This window comes from Streptomyces sp. NPDC005925 (assembly GCF_040638805.1).
GTDB lineage: Bacteria > Actinomycetota > Actinomycetes > Streptomycetales > Streptomycetaceae > Streptomyces.
Map to the genome: position 1 here is coordinate 55025 of NZ_JBEXVL010000002.1, position 14410 is coordinate 69434.

11 protein-coding genes are annotated in these 14410 nt (G+C 72.2%); 8 read left to right on the plus strand and 3 right to left on the minus strand.

Translation table 11 applies throughout. The annotated features are described in order from the left end of the window. Positions 1–139: 139 nt before the first annotated feature. The gene (locus ABZ354_RS03025; RefSeq protein ID WP_358652327.1) at positions 140–2221 is read left to right on the plus strand and encodes a hypothetical protein; all 2082 of its coding nucleotides are present in this window, start codon (positions 140–142) and stop codon (positions 2219–2221) included. Between the two features lie 457 nt (positions 2222–2678). On the opposite strand, the gene ABZ354_RS03030 is transcribed toward ABZ354_RS03025, so the two are convergent. Next, positions 2679–4718, minus strand: coding sequence for a hypothetical protein (locus ABZ354_RS03030; RefSeq protein WP_358653118.1), 2040 nt, complete (start codon positions 4716–4718; stop codon positions 2679–2681). 261 nt (positions 4719–4979) lie between these two features. Further along, a complete protein-coding gene (locus tag ABZ354_RS03035) occupies positions 4980–6374 on the minus strand; it encodes a polysaccharide pyruvyl transferase family protein (RefSeq protein ID WP_358653120.1) in 1395 nt (464 codons plus the stop codon). 471 nt (positions 6375–6845) lie between these two features. On the opposite strand from ABZ354_RS03035, the gene proB reads away from it, so the two are divergent. From proB to ABZ354_RS03060, 5 genes are all read left to right on the plus strand, one after another. Continuing rightward, the gene (gene proB, locus ABZ354_RS03040) at positions 6846–7973 is read left to right on the plus strand and encodes a glutamate 5-kinase (RefSeq protein ID WP_358652329.1); all 1128 of its coding nucleotides are present in this window, start codon (positions 6846–6848) and stop codon (positions 7971–7973) included. Positions 7974–8279: 306 nt separating this feature from the next. After that, positions 8280–8741: a hypothetical protein gene (locus ABZ354_RS03045; protein WP_358652331.1), complete on the plus strand. Its 462-nt coding sequence runs from the start codon at positions 8280–8282 to the stop codon at positions 8739–8741. Between the two features lie 82 nt (positions 8742–8823). Next, positions 8824–10110 (plus strand): glutamate-5-semialdehyde dehydrogenase, encoded by a 1287-nt coding sequence (locus tag ABZ354_RS03050; protein WP_358652333.1) that lies wholly within the window; start codon positions 8824–8826, stop codon positions 10108–10110. 48 nt (positions 10111–10158) lie between these two features. After that, on the plus strand, positions 10159–10722 hold the full coding sequence (locus ABZ354_RS03055; RefSeq protein ID WP_358652335.1) for a hypothetical protein: 564 nt from the start codon (positions 10159–10161) through the stop codon (positions 10720–10722). A 155-nt stretch (positions 10723–10877) separates the two neighbouring features. Beyond that, the gene (locus ABZ354_RS03060) at positions 10878–11948 is read left to right on the plus strand and encodes a hypothetical protein (RefSeq protein WP_358652337.1); all 1071 of its coding nucleotides are present in this window, start codon (positions 10878–10880) and stop codon (positions 11946–11948) included. 33 nt (positions 11949–11981) lie between these two features. Here ABZ354_RS03060 and ABZ354_RS03065 read toward each other — a convergent pair whose 3' ends face one another. Then, the gene (locus ABZ354_RS03065) at positions 11982–13091 is read right to left on the minus strand and encodes a M48 family metallopeptidase (RefSeq protein WP_358652339.1); all 1110 of its coding nucleotides are present in this window, start codon (positions 13089–13091) and stop codon (positions 11982–11984) included. A 410-nt stretch (positions 13092–13501) separates the two neighbouring features. Between ABZ354_RS03065 and ABZ354_RS03070 the strand changes: the two genes are divergently transcribed. Next, the gene (locus tag ABZ354_RS03070; protein ID WP_358652341.1) at positions 13502–13666 is read left to right on the plus strand and encodes a hypothetical protein; all 165 of its coding nucleotides are present in this window, start codon (positions 13502–13504) and stop codon (positions 13664–13666) included. A gap of 82 nt (positions 13667–13748) precedes the next feature. Next, the gene (gene nadD / locus ABZ354_RS03075; RefSeq protein ID WP_358652343.1) at positions 13749–14396 is read left to right on the plus strand and encodes a nicotinate-nucleotide adenylyltransferase; all 648 of its coding nucleotides are present in this window, start codon (positions 13749–13751) and stop codon (positions 14394–14396) included. The last annotated feature ends 14 nt before the right edge of the window (positions 14397–14410 follow it).

Below are 14410 nucleotides of genomic sequence, written 5' to 3' on the forward strand. Positions count from 1 at the left end.
GCGGAGCATTCACAGAGGCCTGAGTCCGTGAATTTCCCGGGCGTTCACCGGGGCTTTTCCGGACGTTCTCGGCTCAGACAACCGGCACCCCTCTCAGAGCAGGTTCTCCGTGATATCCACCGCTATTCGCGTCGCTCGCGTGGGCAGCGCGGCCGAGCTGGCCGCGGCGGCCCTCATGACGCTGGGCTTCCCGGCGCTCATGCTGGCCGCGATCGTTCCGAGCGTTCCCGCCTTCGCTGCCGCGGCTGCCGTGACGTACCTGGCGGACCACTATCTGCACCACAAGGGCAGCTACCTGGTCAACCGGCTCAGCAAGGTGCGGGCCGGTCTGTCGATCCGCTTCCTGATCCGTCAGCTGCTGCTGATCCTGCTGCTGGCCCGGCTGTCCCTCGCGGACAACCTGATCTACTACGGCGCCATAGCGTGCTTCATCGCCTTCTACGGCCTGCAGGCACCGCACGGCGCCCTGGTCACGCTGATCCGCAGCCGCCGCCGGATGCCGGTCGCCACCCGCAACGTCGACCTGACCGCCCGCATCCGCATCCCGGACGCCCCGCCGCGCGGGCTGCTGCACCGCTCCGTGGAGAAGATGCTCCACCTCGACCTGTTCGCGGTGACCGGCATCATGATCGCCGCGGGCCTGGAGACGTCCGTGCCCGGCTTCGTGGGCATCGGCATCACCATGGCGCTGGCCGTGACGTACGTCGCCCTGCTGCTGCCGTTCGTGCGCAGCACCCGGATCCCGCCGCGGGCCGAGTTCGTCCTCGACGCCGTCGACGACTGGCTGGCCGTGTACAAGCCGGAGACGGTGCTGTACTTCTCCGGGTCCAAGGACTCCGCGTACCAGGTCAACATGTGGCTGGAGACGATGGAGCAGCTGGACACCAGGCCGCTGATCATCCTCCGCGAGCGCGCCATGCTGACCAACCTCGCGCCCACCACGGTCCCCGTCATCTGCGTGCCCGGAGGGGTGCACCTGATGAACATGGACCTGTCCACGGTGCGGGTCGCGCTGTACGCGGCGAACGTCGGCAAGAACATCCACCTGCTGCGCGTGCCCACCATGAAGCACGTCTTCATCGGCCACGGGGACAGCGACAAACTCGCCAGCGTCAACCCGTACAGCAAGGTCTACGACGAGGTGTGGACGGCGGGCCGCGCCGGCCGCGACCGCTACGCCATCGCCGACGTCGGCGTCCGTGACGACGACATCGTGGAGGTCGGCCGTCCGCAGCTCGCGCCGATCCGGACCCGGCAGGGCCCGGCACCCGAGGGAACCGTCCCCACCGTGCTGTACGCGCCGACCTGGGAGGGCTGGGACGACAACCCCGGCAACACCTCCATCCTGCTGGCCGGCGAGAACATCGTGCGGCGCCTGGTGACCGCCGACCCGCCGGTCCGCGTGCTGTACAAGCCGCACCCGTTCACCGGCACCCGCAGCCCGCTCGCCAAGGCCGCCCACCAGCGGATCACGGAACTGGTCACGCGGGCCGCCGCCGAGCGGGCCGCCGACCCGCGCTTCACCGCCGATCCGGCCGCCGAGACCGCCGCCAGGGCCGAGCTGGCCCGGATCGAGGCCCGCCTCGACGCCCTCGTCGGCCGCACCGAGAAGGGTGACGAGGCCGAGGCCTCCCGGGACGGCATGCTGGACGTGGCCCGGCACGAGGAGACCGCCCGGCTGCGCACCGCATGGGACGACGCCTACTGGCGCTCCTTCCCGGCCTGGGAGCACCGCGTCATCACGGGCGCACAGCCCCGCCTGTACGACTGCTTCAACGTGTCCGACGCGATGGTCTCCGACATCTCCAGCGTGGTGTCGGACTTCATCGCCAGCGGCAAGCCGTACGCGGTCACGGACTCCGCCGAGCTGGGCGTCGAGGAGTTCAAGCGGCAGAACACCGCGGTGCGCGCCGCCGTGATCCTGTCCAACAGCGCCGCCGAGCTCGAGGAGCTGCTGGCCGCCGTCCGCGACCCGGCCGGCGACGCGCTGGCCGAGGACCGCAAGGAGCTCAAGCAGTACCTGCTGGGCCCGGACGAGCCGACGTCCATCGACCAGTTCAACACGGCCGTCGCGAACCTCTCGGCCAAGGCCGAGACGCGCAACGTCGGCCAGGTGTCCCCGCGCGTCGCCGCCGGGGCGGAGGACGAGGGAGAGCTGGCCGAGGCGATGCCCGCGCAGCGGATGACCGCGTCGGGCGACACGGACGTCTCAGCGGGCTGACAGGCCCGGCCGCCCGGCCGCCGAAGGGGCCCGGTTTCCGGCACGCTCTCTCACGAGAGGGTGCCGGAAACCGGGCCCTTCGACGTTCTAGCCGTATGCACGGGCGTCCCGACCCGGCACCGCCGCCGGCCACCTGTCCAGGAAGCGGGAAACAGCAGACACGGGCGGCAGGCGCCGTGTGCGCGGGCGGGCGCCGAGGGGAATGTGTCCGTGACGCAGCCCGAGGTGAGCTTCGCGGCGCGGAAAGAGGAGGCGGCGGCCCTCCTGGAGAAGAAGGGCCGCCGCCTCTACCTTGCCTGTCCGTACGTCCGTGACCGCCGGGCGGCCATACCCGGCACCGTCCATCTCGCCTCGCCGCGGGAAGGCCCGGGGCTCTCCCTGCTACCGCGAGGGCGGCGCGCCGGGCTCCTTCGCCCGGCGTGCCGGACGCCGGGCCGCCGGATGCCGACGGAGGCCGTCACGCCGGCAGGGACGGCCGCCGAGACGTGATCTCCTCGTGGCGCTGGCCGGGGAAGTCCTCCGCGAGGCGCGCCGCCATGCGGGCCCGGTGGTCCCTGGCCTTGGCGCACAGCGCCTGGGTGGCCGCGTTGAACCGCTCCTGCGACGACGGCTCGGCCGTGCCCAGCAGACGCACCTTCAGCGCGGCACGCTCCTCGGCGAGGTCGTCCAGATCGGGGTTGCGGACCGTCCGCAGCAGGTCGGGAACCCCGGCCGCGTCCGGCGTCAGCACGGTCGCCGCCACCACCGTCGGGAAGGCCGCACGGAACGCGACCTCCTCCATCCCGCTGGTGTTCGCCACCGCGTACGGCTTCCCGCTCGCCAGGAAGTCACTGATCACGCTGGACACGTCGCTGATCAGCAGGTCGGCCTGGTTGAAGCAGGAGTACAGCGCGGGCCGGGCGGCGATGACGATCTGGTGCTCCCACTCGGGCAGCGACGCCCAGTACGCCTCCTCCCAGGCGGCCGTCGCCCGGGTCACGGCGTCCGCGCGGCCCGGTTCGGGCGTGCCCTGGAGCAACATGCGCTCCAGGGTGTCGGCGTCCGGCCGGAACGCGGTCACGGTGAGCCGGTCCAGTTCCCCCGTGCGGCGCGCCAGCTCGGCCTCGGCGTCGGCGGAGGGGCGCGGCCCGGTGCGTTCCCGGTTCGCCGCCCGGATCAGCTCCCTGATCCGCTCGTCGGCGGCGCCCGCGCGCGGGTCGACCGACCCGGTCAGCGGGTGCGGCTTGTACAGCAGCCGTACGCCCGGGTCGGCGAGCAGCGCCCGCACCAGGTTCTCGCCGGCCTCGACCACCGAGGTGTTGCCGGGGTTGCCGTCCCAGCCCTCCCAGGTCGGGGCGTACAGCACGGTGGTGAAGGCGCCGGCCGGCGGGCCCGCGTACGGCAGGACCGCGTCCAGCTGCGGGCGGCCGATCTCCACGACGTCCTTGTCCTCGACGCCGACCTCGGCCATGGCGTACCGCTCGCGCGCCGCGGGGCCTGCCACCCACACCTCGTCGTACGCCTTCGCGTACGGGTTGCAGGAGGACAGCTTGTCGCTCTCGCCGTGGTTGACGAAGGTGTGGCGGATCGTGGGGATACGCACCACCTGCGAGGTCTTGCCGGAGTTCGACGGGTGGATGAGGACCTGGAGCGTGGAGTGCTCCAGGCGCATCAGCGTGGCCACCTTGGGCAGGCAGACGATGGGGATGTCCGTCGCCGCGATCTTCTGGACCATGAACCGCTCGCGCAGCACGATGATCGGCCGCCCGTCCAGCTGGGCGATCGATTCCAGCCACATGTTGGCCTGATAGGCAGAGGAGGCCCCGCCGGAGAAGTACAGCCCGACGGTCGGCCGGTACTCCGCGAGCCACGCGTCGAACCAGTCGAGCGTCTCCTGCTCGCCCGCCGGACGACGGCTCGGCAGCAGCCGCACCAGGAGGGCGCCGAGGCCCGCCAGTCCGAGGACGAGGGACAGCGCGACACCGCCCGCCGCGTAGAGCGAGGTGTCGGCGGCGGCCGTGACCAGGAGCCCCAGGGTCGCTGGCAGACCGAGGAGCAGCAGCCGCTCACCGGGGCGGCGCAGCAGGCGGTGCGGCGGGGGGGTCAGCCGCAGCGCCGAGGCGTCGATGTTGCGGGTGACGACGGGCAGCGTGCGGCTGCGGCGCACCAGGACGGAGACCGCCTGGATGGCGCAGTGCAGCCCGTAGAAGACCAGCAGCCCGACGAGGAGCCCGGCGTACTGCGTCTCGCGGTCCTGTTCGCCGAGGCGCAGCAGGCCGACCACGAGGAGCAGGTCGCGCAGCACATGCCGGACGGTGGCGTCCAGGTGGGCCTTGGCGAACAGCGACAGCAGGCCGCGCTGCCAGCGGTAGACGATGCCCTCGACCGCGAGGGACGCGACGGTCGCGGCCACCAGCAGCCCCAGATGGGGGCGGAGGGCGGCCAGCGCCTGCGCGGCGAAGGCGACGGCCGGGGCGGCCGCGAGGAAGAGTTTGACGACGGTCTGCGGGCTGGGCAGCCGTCGCCGCGACGCGGGGGCCGGCGCGGGAGAGGTCCGGGCTATCGAGGTCCGGCGTCCGGGACGCCGAAGGACAGAGGGTAGGGGCACTGCGGAAACTCCAGGGTCGTCGTGAGACGTGCTCCAGGGTTAACGCCGGCCGGCCATCGGACGACACGCGCGTGTACATGCCTGGGAGGTGACGCGGAGTTTACGTCTCGGCGTCACCTGGGTTCCAGTCCCCCCACCCCCCGCACCCGGCGCGTGGAGTTGCTCCACGTGTTAGGGGCGTCCTCCCTGCAGCGCTCGCCGCAGCGGGCGGCCCACCACACGGCGTGCCTTGCGGTACACGGAGGCCGTCTTCGGCGCCACTGCGGCGGCCTGCGCGCCGGTCCTGGTCCGGGCCAGCTCCCGCTTCAGCCTCGTGTTGTCCGCGGACAGTTCCACGACCCTGCTGTTCAGCCAGCCGAGGCGCGCGCCGAGCGCGTCGATGCCGGTGTCGTTCCAGGGCCGGATGCCCGGCGGGAATTCCAGCGACCGTATGCGCTGGTCGAAGGCCGCGCCGCTGTCGCCGTGGGTGAAGGTGTTCTCCAGGCCGTTGCGGTCCAGGAACCCCGTGAACCGTTCGAACCGCTGGGCGTGGTTGCCGGTCAGCGCGCCGAAGTCGGCCTCCTCGTACAGCCGCGCCGGGTCGGTGTCGCCGGACAGCTGGTCGATCCGGCGGTGCGGGATCTCGAAGTAGCGGCACAGTTCCAGCGTGCGTGAGTCGCCGCACAGCACCGTCGCGGGCGTGCCGGCCAGCAGGGCCGCGATGTTGCCGTGGATGCGGGAGCCGAAGGAGAAGTCGAAGGTGCGCAGGTCGTCGATCCAGGTGACCGGGTCGATGTAGACGCGGACCTTGTCCTCCCGGTACATCGGGTGGTCGGGGTGCGTCGGCATCGCGGTCAGGGAAGCGTTCGGATCGGACAGGTCGCGCCAGTGCAGCTGCCGGGCGTCGCTGAGGTTCTGGCCGATGTAGCGCAGGTGCGGGTAGCGGGCGTGGGCGCGCTCGATGATCTTCCCCATGCCCTGCTTCTGTACGGCGCTGTGCGAGCCGTTGACCGCGATCCGGGAGTCGGCGGTGAGCGCCGGCACCCGCCGGTCCACGGTGAGGTCCTTGCCGTACAGGAACAGCGACGGGCAGCCGATGACCTCCACGTCACGGAAGCCCATGTCCTTCAGGTACTGCTCGGTGAACTCGCCGCGCACCCCGATCGAGGCGCTGCGGTCGAGCACCGCGGAGACGAACGCGCGCACCGACGGCTCCAGGGGCTTGAGCCGGGCCGGGTTGTAGCTCAGCCCGGTCTGCGCGCCGACGCCCAGGACGACGACGGGGATCCGCAACCGTTCGATGAGCCGAGTGAGCCGCTTCAGCTGGGGCTCGAACGAGGGGCGGAAGGCGTTGGCGAGCGGCACGACGAACGCGTCGTACTCCTCGTTGATCCGGCTCGCCGCCGCGATGTCGGTGCGGATGCCGTTGGAGACGACCTCGGTGTGCGGCGTCTGGAGGATCTTGTGCGCGGCGTCGCTGAAGATCAGGTTGCCGGAGTTGGTGGCGAACACGTCCCTGTGCAGGGCCTCCTCCACCGGGACGGCGTCGTAGGGGCTCTTGCCCGAACGGAGGAGGACGCGCTTCAGGGACGGTGCGGTGCGAACGTCGCGATCTTTGGGTGACACAACGTCGAACGTAGATTTACCCGCCATTTAATTTCTACGGGCAACCGGTACAACCTTTTGGCGGCTTGCGTCCCGCGCCGCGCCACACCCGCACGGCGTCCCGCGCGGCGCGTTCCCGGGCGTCCGGCACTGTGTTCCCGAACGTCCCGCGCCGCGCGCTCCCGAGCGTCCCGTGCCGCACATGGCCGGAACGTCCCGCGCCGCGCGTTTGCCGAAGCGTCCGGCATGCGCGTTCCCGGACCTCCCGGGCCTCCCGGGCCTCCCGGGCCTTCCGAGCCTTCCGAGCCTTCCGAGCCTTCCGAGCCTTCCGAGCCGAGCGTGCCGGAGCCTCCCGCGCCGTGTCCCGGGGAGTGGACCGGCGCGCGGCCCGGAGGTCCCTTCGCGTAGATTGCCCGGCGGGGCAGGCAGGCGCACGAGGGGAAAGAATCCACGGTGGCAGGGGCAAGGCAGGGCGTGAGTGAAGCCCGCAGGATCGTCGTCAAAGTGGGTTCCTCGTCGCTGACCACCGCGTCGGGCGGACTGGACGCCGACCGGGTCGACGCCCTCGTCGACGTACTCGCCAAGGTGCGCAGCGGCGGGGAGCGCGAGATCGTGCTGGTCTCCTCCGGTGCCATCGCGGCCGGGCTCGCCCCGCTCGGGCTGCGGCGCCGGCCCACGGACCTCGCCCGCCAGCAGGCCGCCGCCAGCGTCGGACAGGGCCTGCTGGTGGCCCGCTACACGGCCTCCTTCGCCCGCTACGGCGTCCGTGTCGGCCAGGTCCTGCTCACCTCCGACGACATGAGCCGCCGCTCCCACCACCGCAACGCCTCCCGCACCCTCGACAAGCTCCTCGCGATGGGCGCCTTCCCCATCGTCAACGAGAACGACACCGTCGCCACCGACGAGATCCGCTTCGGCGACAACGACCGCCTCGCCGCCCTCGTCGCCCACCTCGTCCGCGCCGACCTCCTGGTGCTGCTGTCCGACGTGGACGGCCTGTACGACGGCGACCCCAGCCGGCCGGGCACGTCCCGGATGGCCGAGGTGCGGGGCCCCGCGGACCTGGCGGACGTCGAGATCGGCAGCGCGGGCAGGGCAGGCGTCGGCACCGGCGGCATGGTCACCAAGGTCGAGGCCGCCCGGATCGCCGCCGCCGCCGGCATCCCCGTCGTGCTGACCAGCGCCGTCCGCGCGGCCGGCGCCCTCGCCGGCACCGACACCGGCACCTACTTCCACCCCACCGGCAAGCGCTCAGCCGACCGGCTGCTGTGGCTCCAGCACGCCTCCACCCCGCAGGGCTCGCTCACCCTCGACGACGGCGCGGTGCGCGCGGTCGTGGAGCGCCGCAAGTCGCTGCTGCCCGCCGGGATCGCGGCCGTCGAGGGCGAGTTCAGCGCCGGGGACCCGGTCGAGCTGCGCGACGCGGGCGGCCGGGCGGTGGCCCGCGGCCTGGTCAACTTCGACGCGCGGGAGATCCCCCGGCTGATCGGCCGCTCCACCCGGGAGCTGGCCCGCGAACTGGGCGCCGAGTACGAGCGGGAGGTCGTCCACCGGGACGATCTGGTCGTCCTCCAGCCATGAGGACCGGCTCGTCCCGCACGTCGTGACGACCGGGCTCGTCCCGCAGCCGCGCGGACACCATGGACGGCCCGCAGGCGGCTCACCGGCGGCCTCCAGACGGCCTGCGGGCGCCCCGCAGCCCTGTGGACGTCCGTCAGCACCCCCCTCCGACGCGCCCCTTATGGGGCGAAACGTCGGCCCTGCTCGGTGGACGTTCCGTAAAACCGCCCCGCGCGAGCTTGTGGCCTGCTCAACTTTGTCCCGGCGATACGTTCCGCTCGTGCGCGGTGTATGCACCGTGTGAGCCCTTGCGTGAAGGAGGCCGTCGTGAGACGAGTGCGCCCTGGGGCGTCGACGTCCCGCGGTGCCGCGGGCTCCCGTGCGACCGGCCCGGAGCGGGCCCTGACGAGCGTCGCGGCCGGGGACCGGTACAAGGCCGACCCCGAACTGCCCCGCCTGTGGCACGTCACCCTCAGCGTCTCCGGCAAGGAGGCCCCGATCGAGAAGGTCCGGCGCTCCCTCGAACAGCTCGCCCACGACCACCCCTTCCTGCTGACCAGCAGATACGCGGTCGACCACGCCGAGATCCGGTACTGGGAGGAGGCCCGCGACCTGCATGACGCGGCCGCCGTCGCCCTGCGCCTGTGGGGCGAGCACCGCCAGAGCGCGGGCCTGCCGCCCTGGGAGATCGTCGGCCTGGAGGTCATCGACCGGGCGACCTACCACCAGCGCCTCGCCGAGGGCTACGGCCCGCCCCCCGCGAGCCCCGTGGGCGTCCACCCCTTTTAACGCCCTTGCGAGACATTCGTCGGGTGTCTCGCGGTTTGGGATGACTGGTGAACGAAAGCGCCCGGCGCACTACCCTTCAGCCATGACCACGCTCTCCCCGTACGACTCGATGTCCCCGGTCACCCGGGCCGCCTACCGTGCCAAGGCCGCCGCCGCCACCCTCGCGCCGCTCTCGCGCGCCGAGAAGGACGACGCGCTGCTCGCCGTCGCGGACGCCCTGGAAGTCCGTACGAGCGAGATCGTCGAGGCGAACGCCAAGGACGTCACCAGGGCCCGGGAGGCCGGCACCAGCGAGTCGATCGTCGACCGGCTCACCCTCACCCCCGAGCGCGTGCGCGCCATCGCCTCCGACGTGCGGGACGTCGTCGCGCTGCCCGACCCGGTCGGCGAGGTCGTCCGCGGCGGCACCCTCCCCAACGGCATCGACCTGCGCCAGGTCCGCGTCCCGCTCGGCGTCGTCGGCATCATCTACGAGGCCCGCCCCAACGTCACCGTCGACGCCGCCGCCCTCTGCCTCAAGTCCGGCAACGCCGTCCTGTTGCGCGGCTCCGCCTCCGCCTACGAGTCCAACACCGCCCTGGTGCGCGTGGTGCGCGACGCCGTGGGCGGCGCGGGGCTGCCCGCCGACGCCGTGCAGCTCGTACCCGGCGAGAGCCGTGACAGCGTCCGCGAGCTGATGCGCGCCCGTGGCCTGGTCGACGTGCTCATCCCGCGCGGCGGCGCCTCCCTGATCAACACCGTCGTCCAGGAGTCCACCGTCCCGGTCATCGAGACCGGCACCGGCAATTGCCACGTCTACGTCGACGCCCACGCCGACCTCGACACGGCCATCGACATCCTGATCAACTCCAAGGCGCAGCGCCCCAGCGTGTGCAACGCCGCCGAGACGCTCCTCGTCCACCGGGACATCGCTCCCGCGTTCCTGCCGCGCGCCCTGGACGCGCTCGCCGACGCCGGAGTCACGGTGCACGCCGACGAACGCGTGCAGGCGTACGCCGAGGGCTCCCGCGCCACCGTCGTGGAGGCCACCCCCGAGGACTGGGAGACCGAGTACCTCTCCCACGACATCGCCGCCGCCGTGGTCGACTCCCTCGACAAGGCCGTCGAGCACATCCGGCTGTGGACCTCCGGCCACACCGAGGCCATCGTGACGACCTCGCAGCAGGCCGCCCGCCGTTTCACCCGACTGGTCGACTCGACCACGGTCGCCGTGAACGCCTCCACCCGGTTCACCGACGGCGGCCAGTTCGGCTTCGGTGCCGAGATCGGCATCTCCACCCAGAAGCTGCACGCCCGGGGCCCGATGGGCCTGCCGGAACTCACCAGCACGAAGTACATCGTCACCGGCGACGGGCACGTACGCCGCTGAGGCGGGCGCGGTCGGCATACGGACGAATGTGCGTACCGTCTGCCCAAAATGACCCCCCAGGTCTACTCTGGATCCGTGGCGGAGGACGTGGGGGGTTCGCCGTTTCCTGACGGCGGGGAGCCCGACGACGACCGCGGGGTACCGGACGAAGAGTTCGCCTCCGTGGTCTTCGACGAGGCCTTCGTCCAGGCGGCCGAGGTGCACGAGCCGACCGCCGTCGAACGCCTGCTGGCCGCGGCCCGCGCCCGGCGCGAGGCCTCCGAGGCCGAGTCCCGCCGCCGTGTGGACGGACACGGCGACTTCGACCCCGACGACTGGGACGACGGCGACGACCTCGACGACGCGGACTTCCCGGACAATCACCACGGCGGACCGGGCTACGGCAAGCAGATCCGCTGGCACCGTCCCGTCGCCTGGGTGCTCGCCCTGGTGATGGGCGTCGGCATGGTCGCGCTGGCCTTCACGGCCGTCTACCGCGGCGCCTCCTCGGGCAACCGTGAACAGGTCCCGACGCCCGCCTCGACCGGCCTGGAACAGGGCACGCGAACCTCCCCGTCCGCACCCGCCGGCCACACCCGGCCGGCCGTCCCTGCACTGCCGCGCACCCCCTGAACCGGCGGCCGGAGGTACCGGAGCCGGGCCCGCCCCGGTCACCCACGACGGTCCGCCGACGACCGGGACGGCGGCCGCGGCCTTGGTGAGAACCTGCCAGAAGTTGCCGAGTCCGGCCGCGTTTACCCGAGCCCCCGCAGACCTACCCTGAAGATATGGGAGGGCTTGGAGACCCGCCCGGGGGCCCGCCCGAGGGCGCCTCCGGAGGCGGCGAGGACGAGTACCGGTCCGTCGTCTTCGACGAGTCGTTCGTCCGTGCTGCCCGCCTCCAGGAATACTCCGCGCAGGAGCGCATCGCCGACCACGCGCCCGCCGTCCGCCCCCGCCCCGCGCGCCGCCACGGCCTGCCCCGGCAGGCACTGATCCTCGTCCTGCTGATCGCCCTCGCCTTCGGCACCGCCATCTACATGGGCGTGCGACAGCCTTACGGGGGCCTGGCCGGCCGGCACCCCACCGAGCCGCTGCGGATGACCGTCGTCCCGCTCGCCCCCCGCGGCCAGGTGCCCGGGGCCGCCGACCCCGACTTCCTGTACGGGCACAGCCCCGCCGCGCAGTTCCGCGTCGGCGCCGAGGGCATACCGCTGCCGCCCGCCCGGCGCACCTCCCACTTCTCCGAAGGCCAGGTCATCGCCGCGCTGAGCACGGCCAAGGACTACATCGTGCGGTCCGCGCTCGACCCCGGCGTCCTCACCGGCGGCAACGTCCGGTCCGTGCGGCTGCTGCTCGACACCAACCAGCTCGACCAGTTCGACCAGAGCTTCGAGCGGCCCGCCGCCGACGGCCGGCACACCCCGACCGGCTGGCTGATCCGCATCGATCCCGCCCGCGCCGAGCTCGCCGACGACCAGATCCGCGTCCAGGGCAGCCTGGAGGCCGCCGAGTCGGCCACCGCGACCCTGGAGGTCACCGCCGACCACACCACGGTGTACGCGCTGCGGCCGGCCGGTGCCGGAAACAAGGCCGAGGCCTCCCTGTTCACCGTCCGCCGCGAGCTGCACTTCCGCTTCGACCGCGACGACCTGCGCCTGCACCAGGCCCAGGTGCTCGTCTCCTACGTCCAGGCCGGGCCGCTGTCCTGCTCCGAGGACACCTCCAGCCGGCTGCGCCCGCTGCTCGCCGGGCAGACCGCCAGGCAGGGCGGCCCGGCCGACACCGACCCGTACTCCACGGGCGGCGCCACCGCCCTGTGCGGCTCCCTGGCCCGCAGCGCGCTGCCCGGGGTGTGACGGGCGCCGCCCCCTGTCGGGCCCGCCCGCGCGTCAGTCCTGCTCGCCCGACGAGTCCGAGGACCCGTCCTTCGGCGCGGAGCCCGCTCTCGAGCCCGCTGCCGGGCCCGCGGAGCCCCCGAACCCGCGCCGCACCCGGTCACTCAGGTCCCCGGCCCCGCCGGCGATGTCGCCGACCAGCTTCATCAAAGGGTCCCTGGAGTTCTTCACATGGCTCGCGTAGTGCGAGGCCGACTCGCGGAAGGAGTCCCGCACCGAGGCGTCGCCGTCCTCGCCGCGCCGCGGATAGTGGCCGTCCATGATCCGCTGGAAGTCCCGGGACGTGGCCCATTTCTGCAGCTCGGCCGCGCGGACGGTGGTGAAGGGGTGGGAACGCGGCAGCACGTTCAGGATCTTCAGCACCGAGTCGCGCAGGTCGCCGCCCGCCTCGTACTCCTCGGCCTGGGCCAGGAACGCGTCCACGTTCATCTCGTGCAGGTGGTTGCCGCCCGCGATCTTCATCAGGCCGCGCATCGAGGCCTTGAGGTCCTGGCCGACGAGGAGCCCCGCGCGGTCCGCGGACAGCTCCGACTTGCGGAACCACTCGCGCAGCGCGGTCACGATCGCCATGACCGCCAGGTTGCCCAGCGGGATCCAGGCCACCCGGACGGCGAGGCTGGTCAGGAACAGCAGGATCGTCCGGTATACCGAGTGGCCCGACAGCGCGTGCCCCACCTCGTGCCCGACGACCGCCCGCATCTCCTCCTCGTCGAGCAGCTCCACCAGGCCGGTGGTGACGACGATGACGGGCTCGTCCAGGCCGACGCACATCGCGTTCGGCTGCGGGTCCTGGCTGACGTACATCGGCGGGACCTTCTCCAGGTCCAGGATGTGACAGGCGTCCCGCAGCATGTCGTGCAGATGCGAGAACTGCTGGTCGGAGACGCGCACCGAGTCGGACAGGAACAGCAGCCGGAGGCTCCGCTCGGGCAGCAGACCGCTCAGCGCCTTGAACACCGTGTCGAAGCCGGTCAGCCTGCGCAGCGCCACCAGGGCGGAGCGGTCGGCCGGATGCTCGTACGCACGCGAGGAGATCTCCGGGAAGCGCCTGCGCTGCCGGCTCGGCACGCGCTCGTGCCCGCTGTGCTGTTGGCCGTCGGACATGTCTTCCCCCATGTGCGTCTGTGTGGCCTTGCCCTGTGCCCGGCCGTTTCCGGCACCCGCGTGTCCTTCGCCCCTCAAACCGGGTCAACCACAGGCAAAGCTACCGTGGAAGCGCAGTACGGCGAACGGAAGCCACGTCGTGGAGTGCATCCGGCCCGCCGCCCTGCTCACCGAGGCCGCGAGCGCCGCCGCACGGCGGAGTGCGGGAAATCCGCTCCGGGTCGTACTGGTCGTGATGGTGCCGGGATGCGTGCTCACGGCGTGATTCCTGCTGCGGGGCCACAAGCGGAAGGACGACTGGCGCCGGGGGAAAGTTCCCGTCGGCGGAGTCGGCGTGAGCGCCGCCGGGACGCCCGCATACGATGGGCCGACGTCTTTATCCCGCCCACACCGGATAGGTCCTGCCGAAGATGAGCTTCCACAGCACCGCTGCCCAGTTGGCCACTCTCGCCTCCGAGGGCGAGAAGCACGGCGGAAACCACGAGAGCCTCAGCCCGTACGTCACCGGCGGCGGCGCGCTCTTCGCCCTGCTGCTCCTGCTGTGGATCACCACGCGCTTCAACCGCGACCGCTGAGCCTCCTGAGTCCCGTGAGCCCCCGGCACCCTCCCCGGGTGCCCGGGGAGGGTGCAGGACCGGGCCGGTAGGGTCTGCACGCATGGGAGAGCAGGACATGCCTACCGGTCCGGCGCACGACGCGACCGGCCCCTCGCGGCCGGGCACGCGGCGTCTCGGCGTCATGGGCGGCACCTTCGACCCGATCCACCACGGGCACCTCGTGGCGGCCAGTGAGGTCGCCGCGCAGTTCCACCTCGACGAGGTGGTGTTCGTGCCGACCGGGGAGCCCTGGCAGAAGACTCACCGCGCGGTCTCCCCGGCCGAGGACCGCTACCTGATGACGGTCATCGCGACGGCCGAGAACCCGCAGTTCTCCGTCAGCCGCATCGACATCGACCGCGGCGGGCCCACCTACACCGTGGACACCCTGCGCGACCTGCGCGTCCTCAACCCGGACACGGACCTGTTCTTCATCACCGGTGCCGACGCCCTTGCCCAGATCCTCACGTGGCGTGACAGCGAGGAGCTCTTCTCCCTGGCACACTTCATCGGAGTCACCCGGCCCGGCCACCATCTGACGGACGCCGGGCTTCCGGAGGGCGGCGTCTCGCTCGTCGAGGTCCCGGCTCTCGCGATCTCCTCCACGGACTGCCGTGCGAGAGTCGCCAAGGGTGACCCCGTCTGGTACCTGGTGCCGGACGGAGTCGTGCGCTACATCGACAAGCGCGAGCTGTACCGCGGCGAGTGAGCCGAGAGGGGCAC

Coding starts and splice junctions, on each gene's coding strand:
- ABZ354_RS03050 (WP_358652333.1), top strand. CDS start 8,824: ATGACCACGCTCTCCCCGTACGACTCGATGTCCCCGGTCACCCGGGCC.
- ABZ354_RS03055 (WP_358652335.1), top strand. CDS start 10,159: ATGACCCCCCAGGTCTACTCTGGATCCGTGGCGGAGGACGTGGGGGGT.
- ABZ354_RS03060 (WP_358652337.1), top strand. CDS start 10,878: ATGGGAGGGCTTGGAGACCCGCCCGGGGGCCCGCCCGAGGGCGCCTCC.
- ABZ354_RS03065 (WP_358652339.1), bottom strand. CDS start 13,091: ATGTCCGACGGCCAACAGCACAGCGGGCACGAGCGCGTGCCGAGCCGG.
- ABZ354_RS03070 (WP_358652341.1), top strand. CDS start 13,502: ATGAGCTTCCACAGCACCGCTGCCCAGTTGGCCACTCTCGCCTCCGAG.
- nadD (WP_358652343.1), top strand. CDS start 13,749: ATGGGAGAGCAGGACATGCCTACCGGTCCGGCGCACGACGCGACCGGC.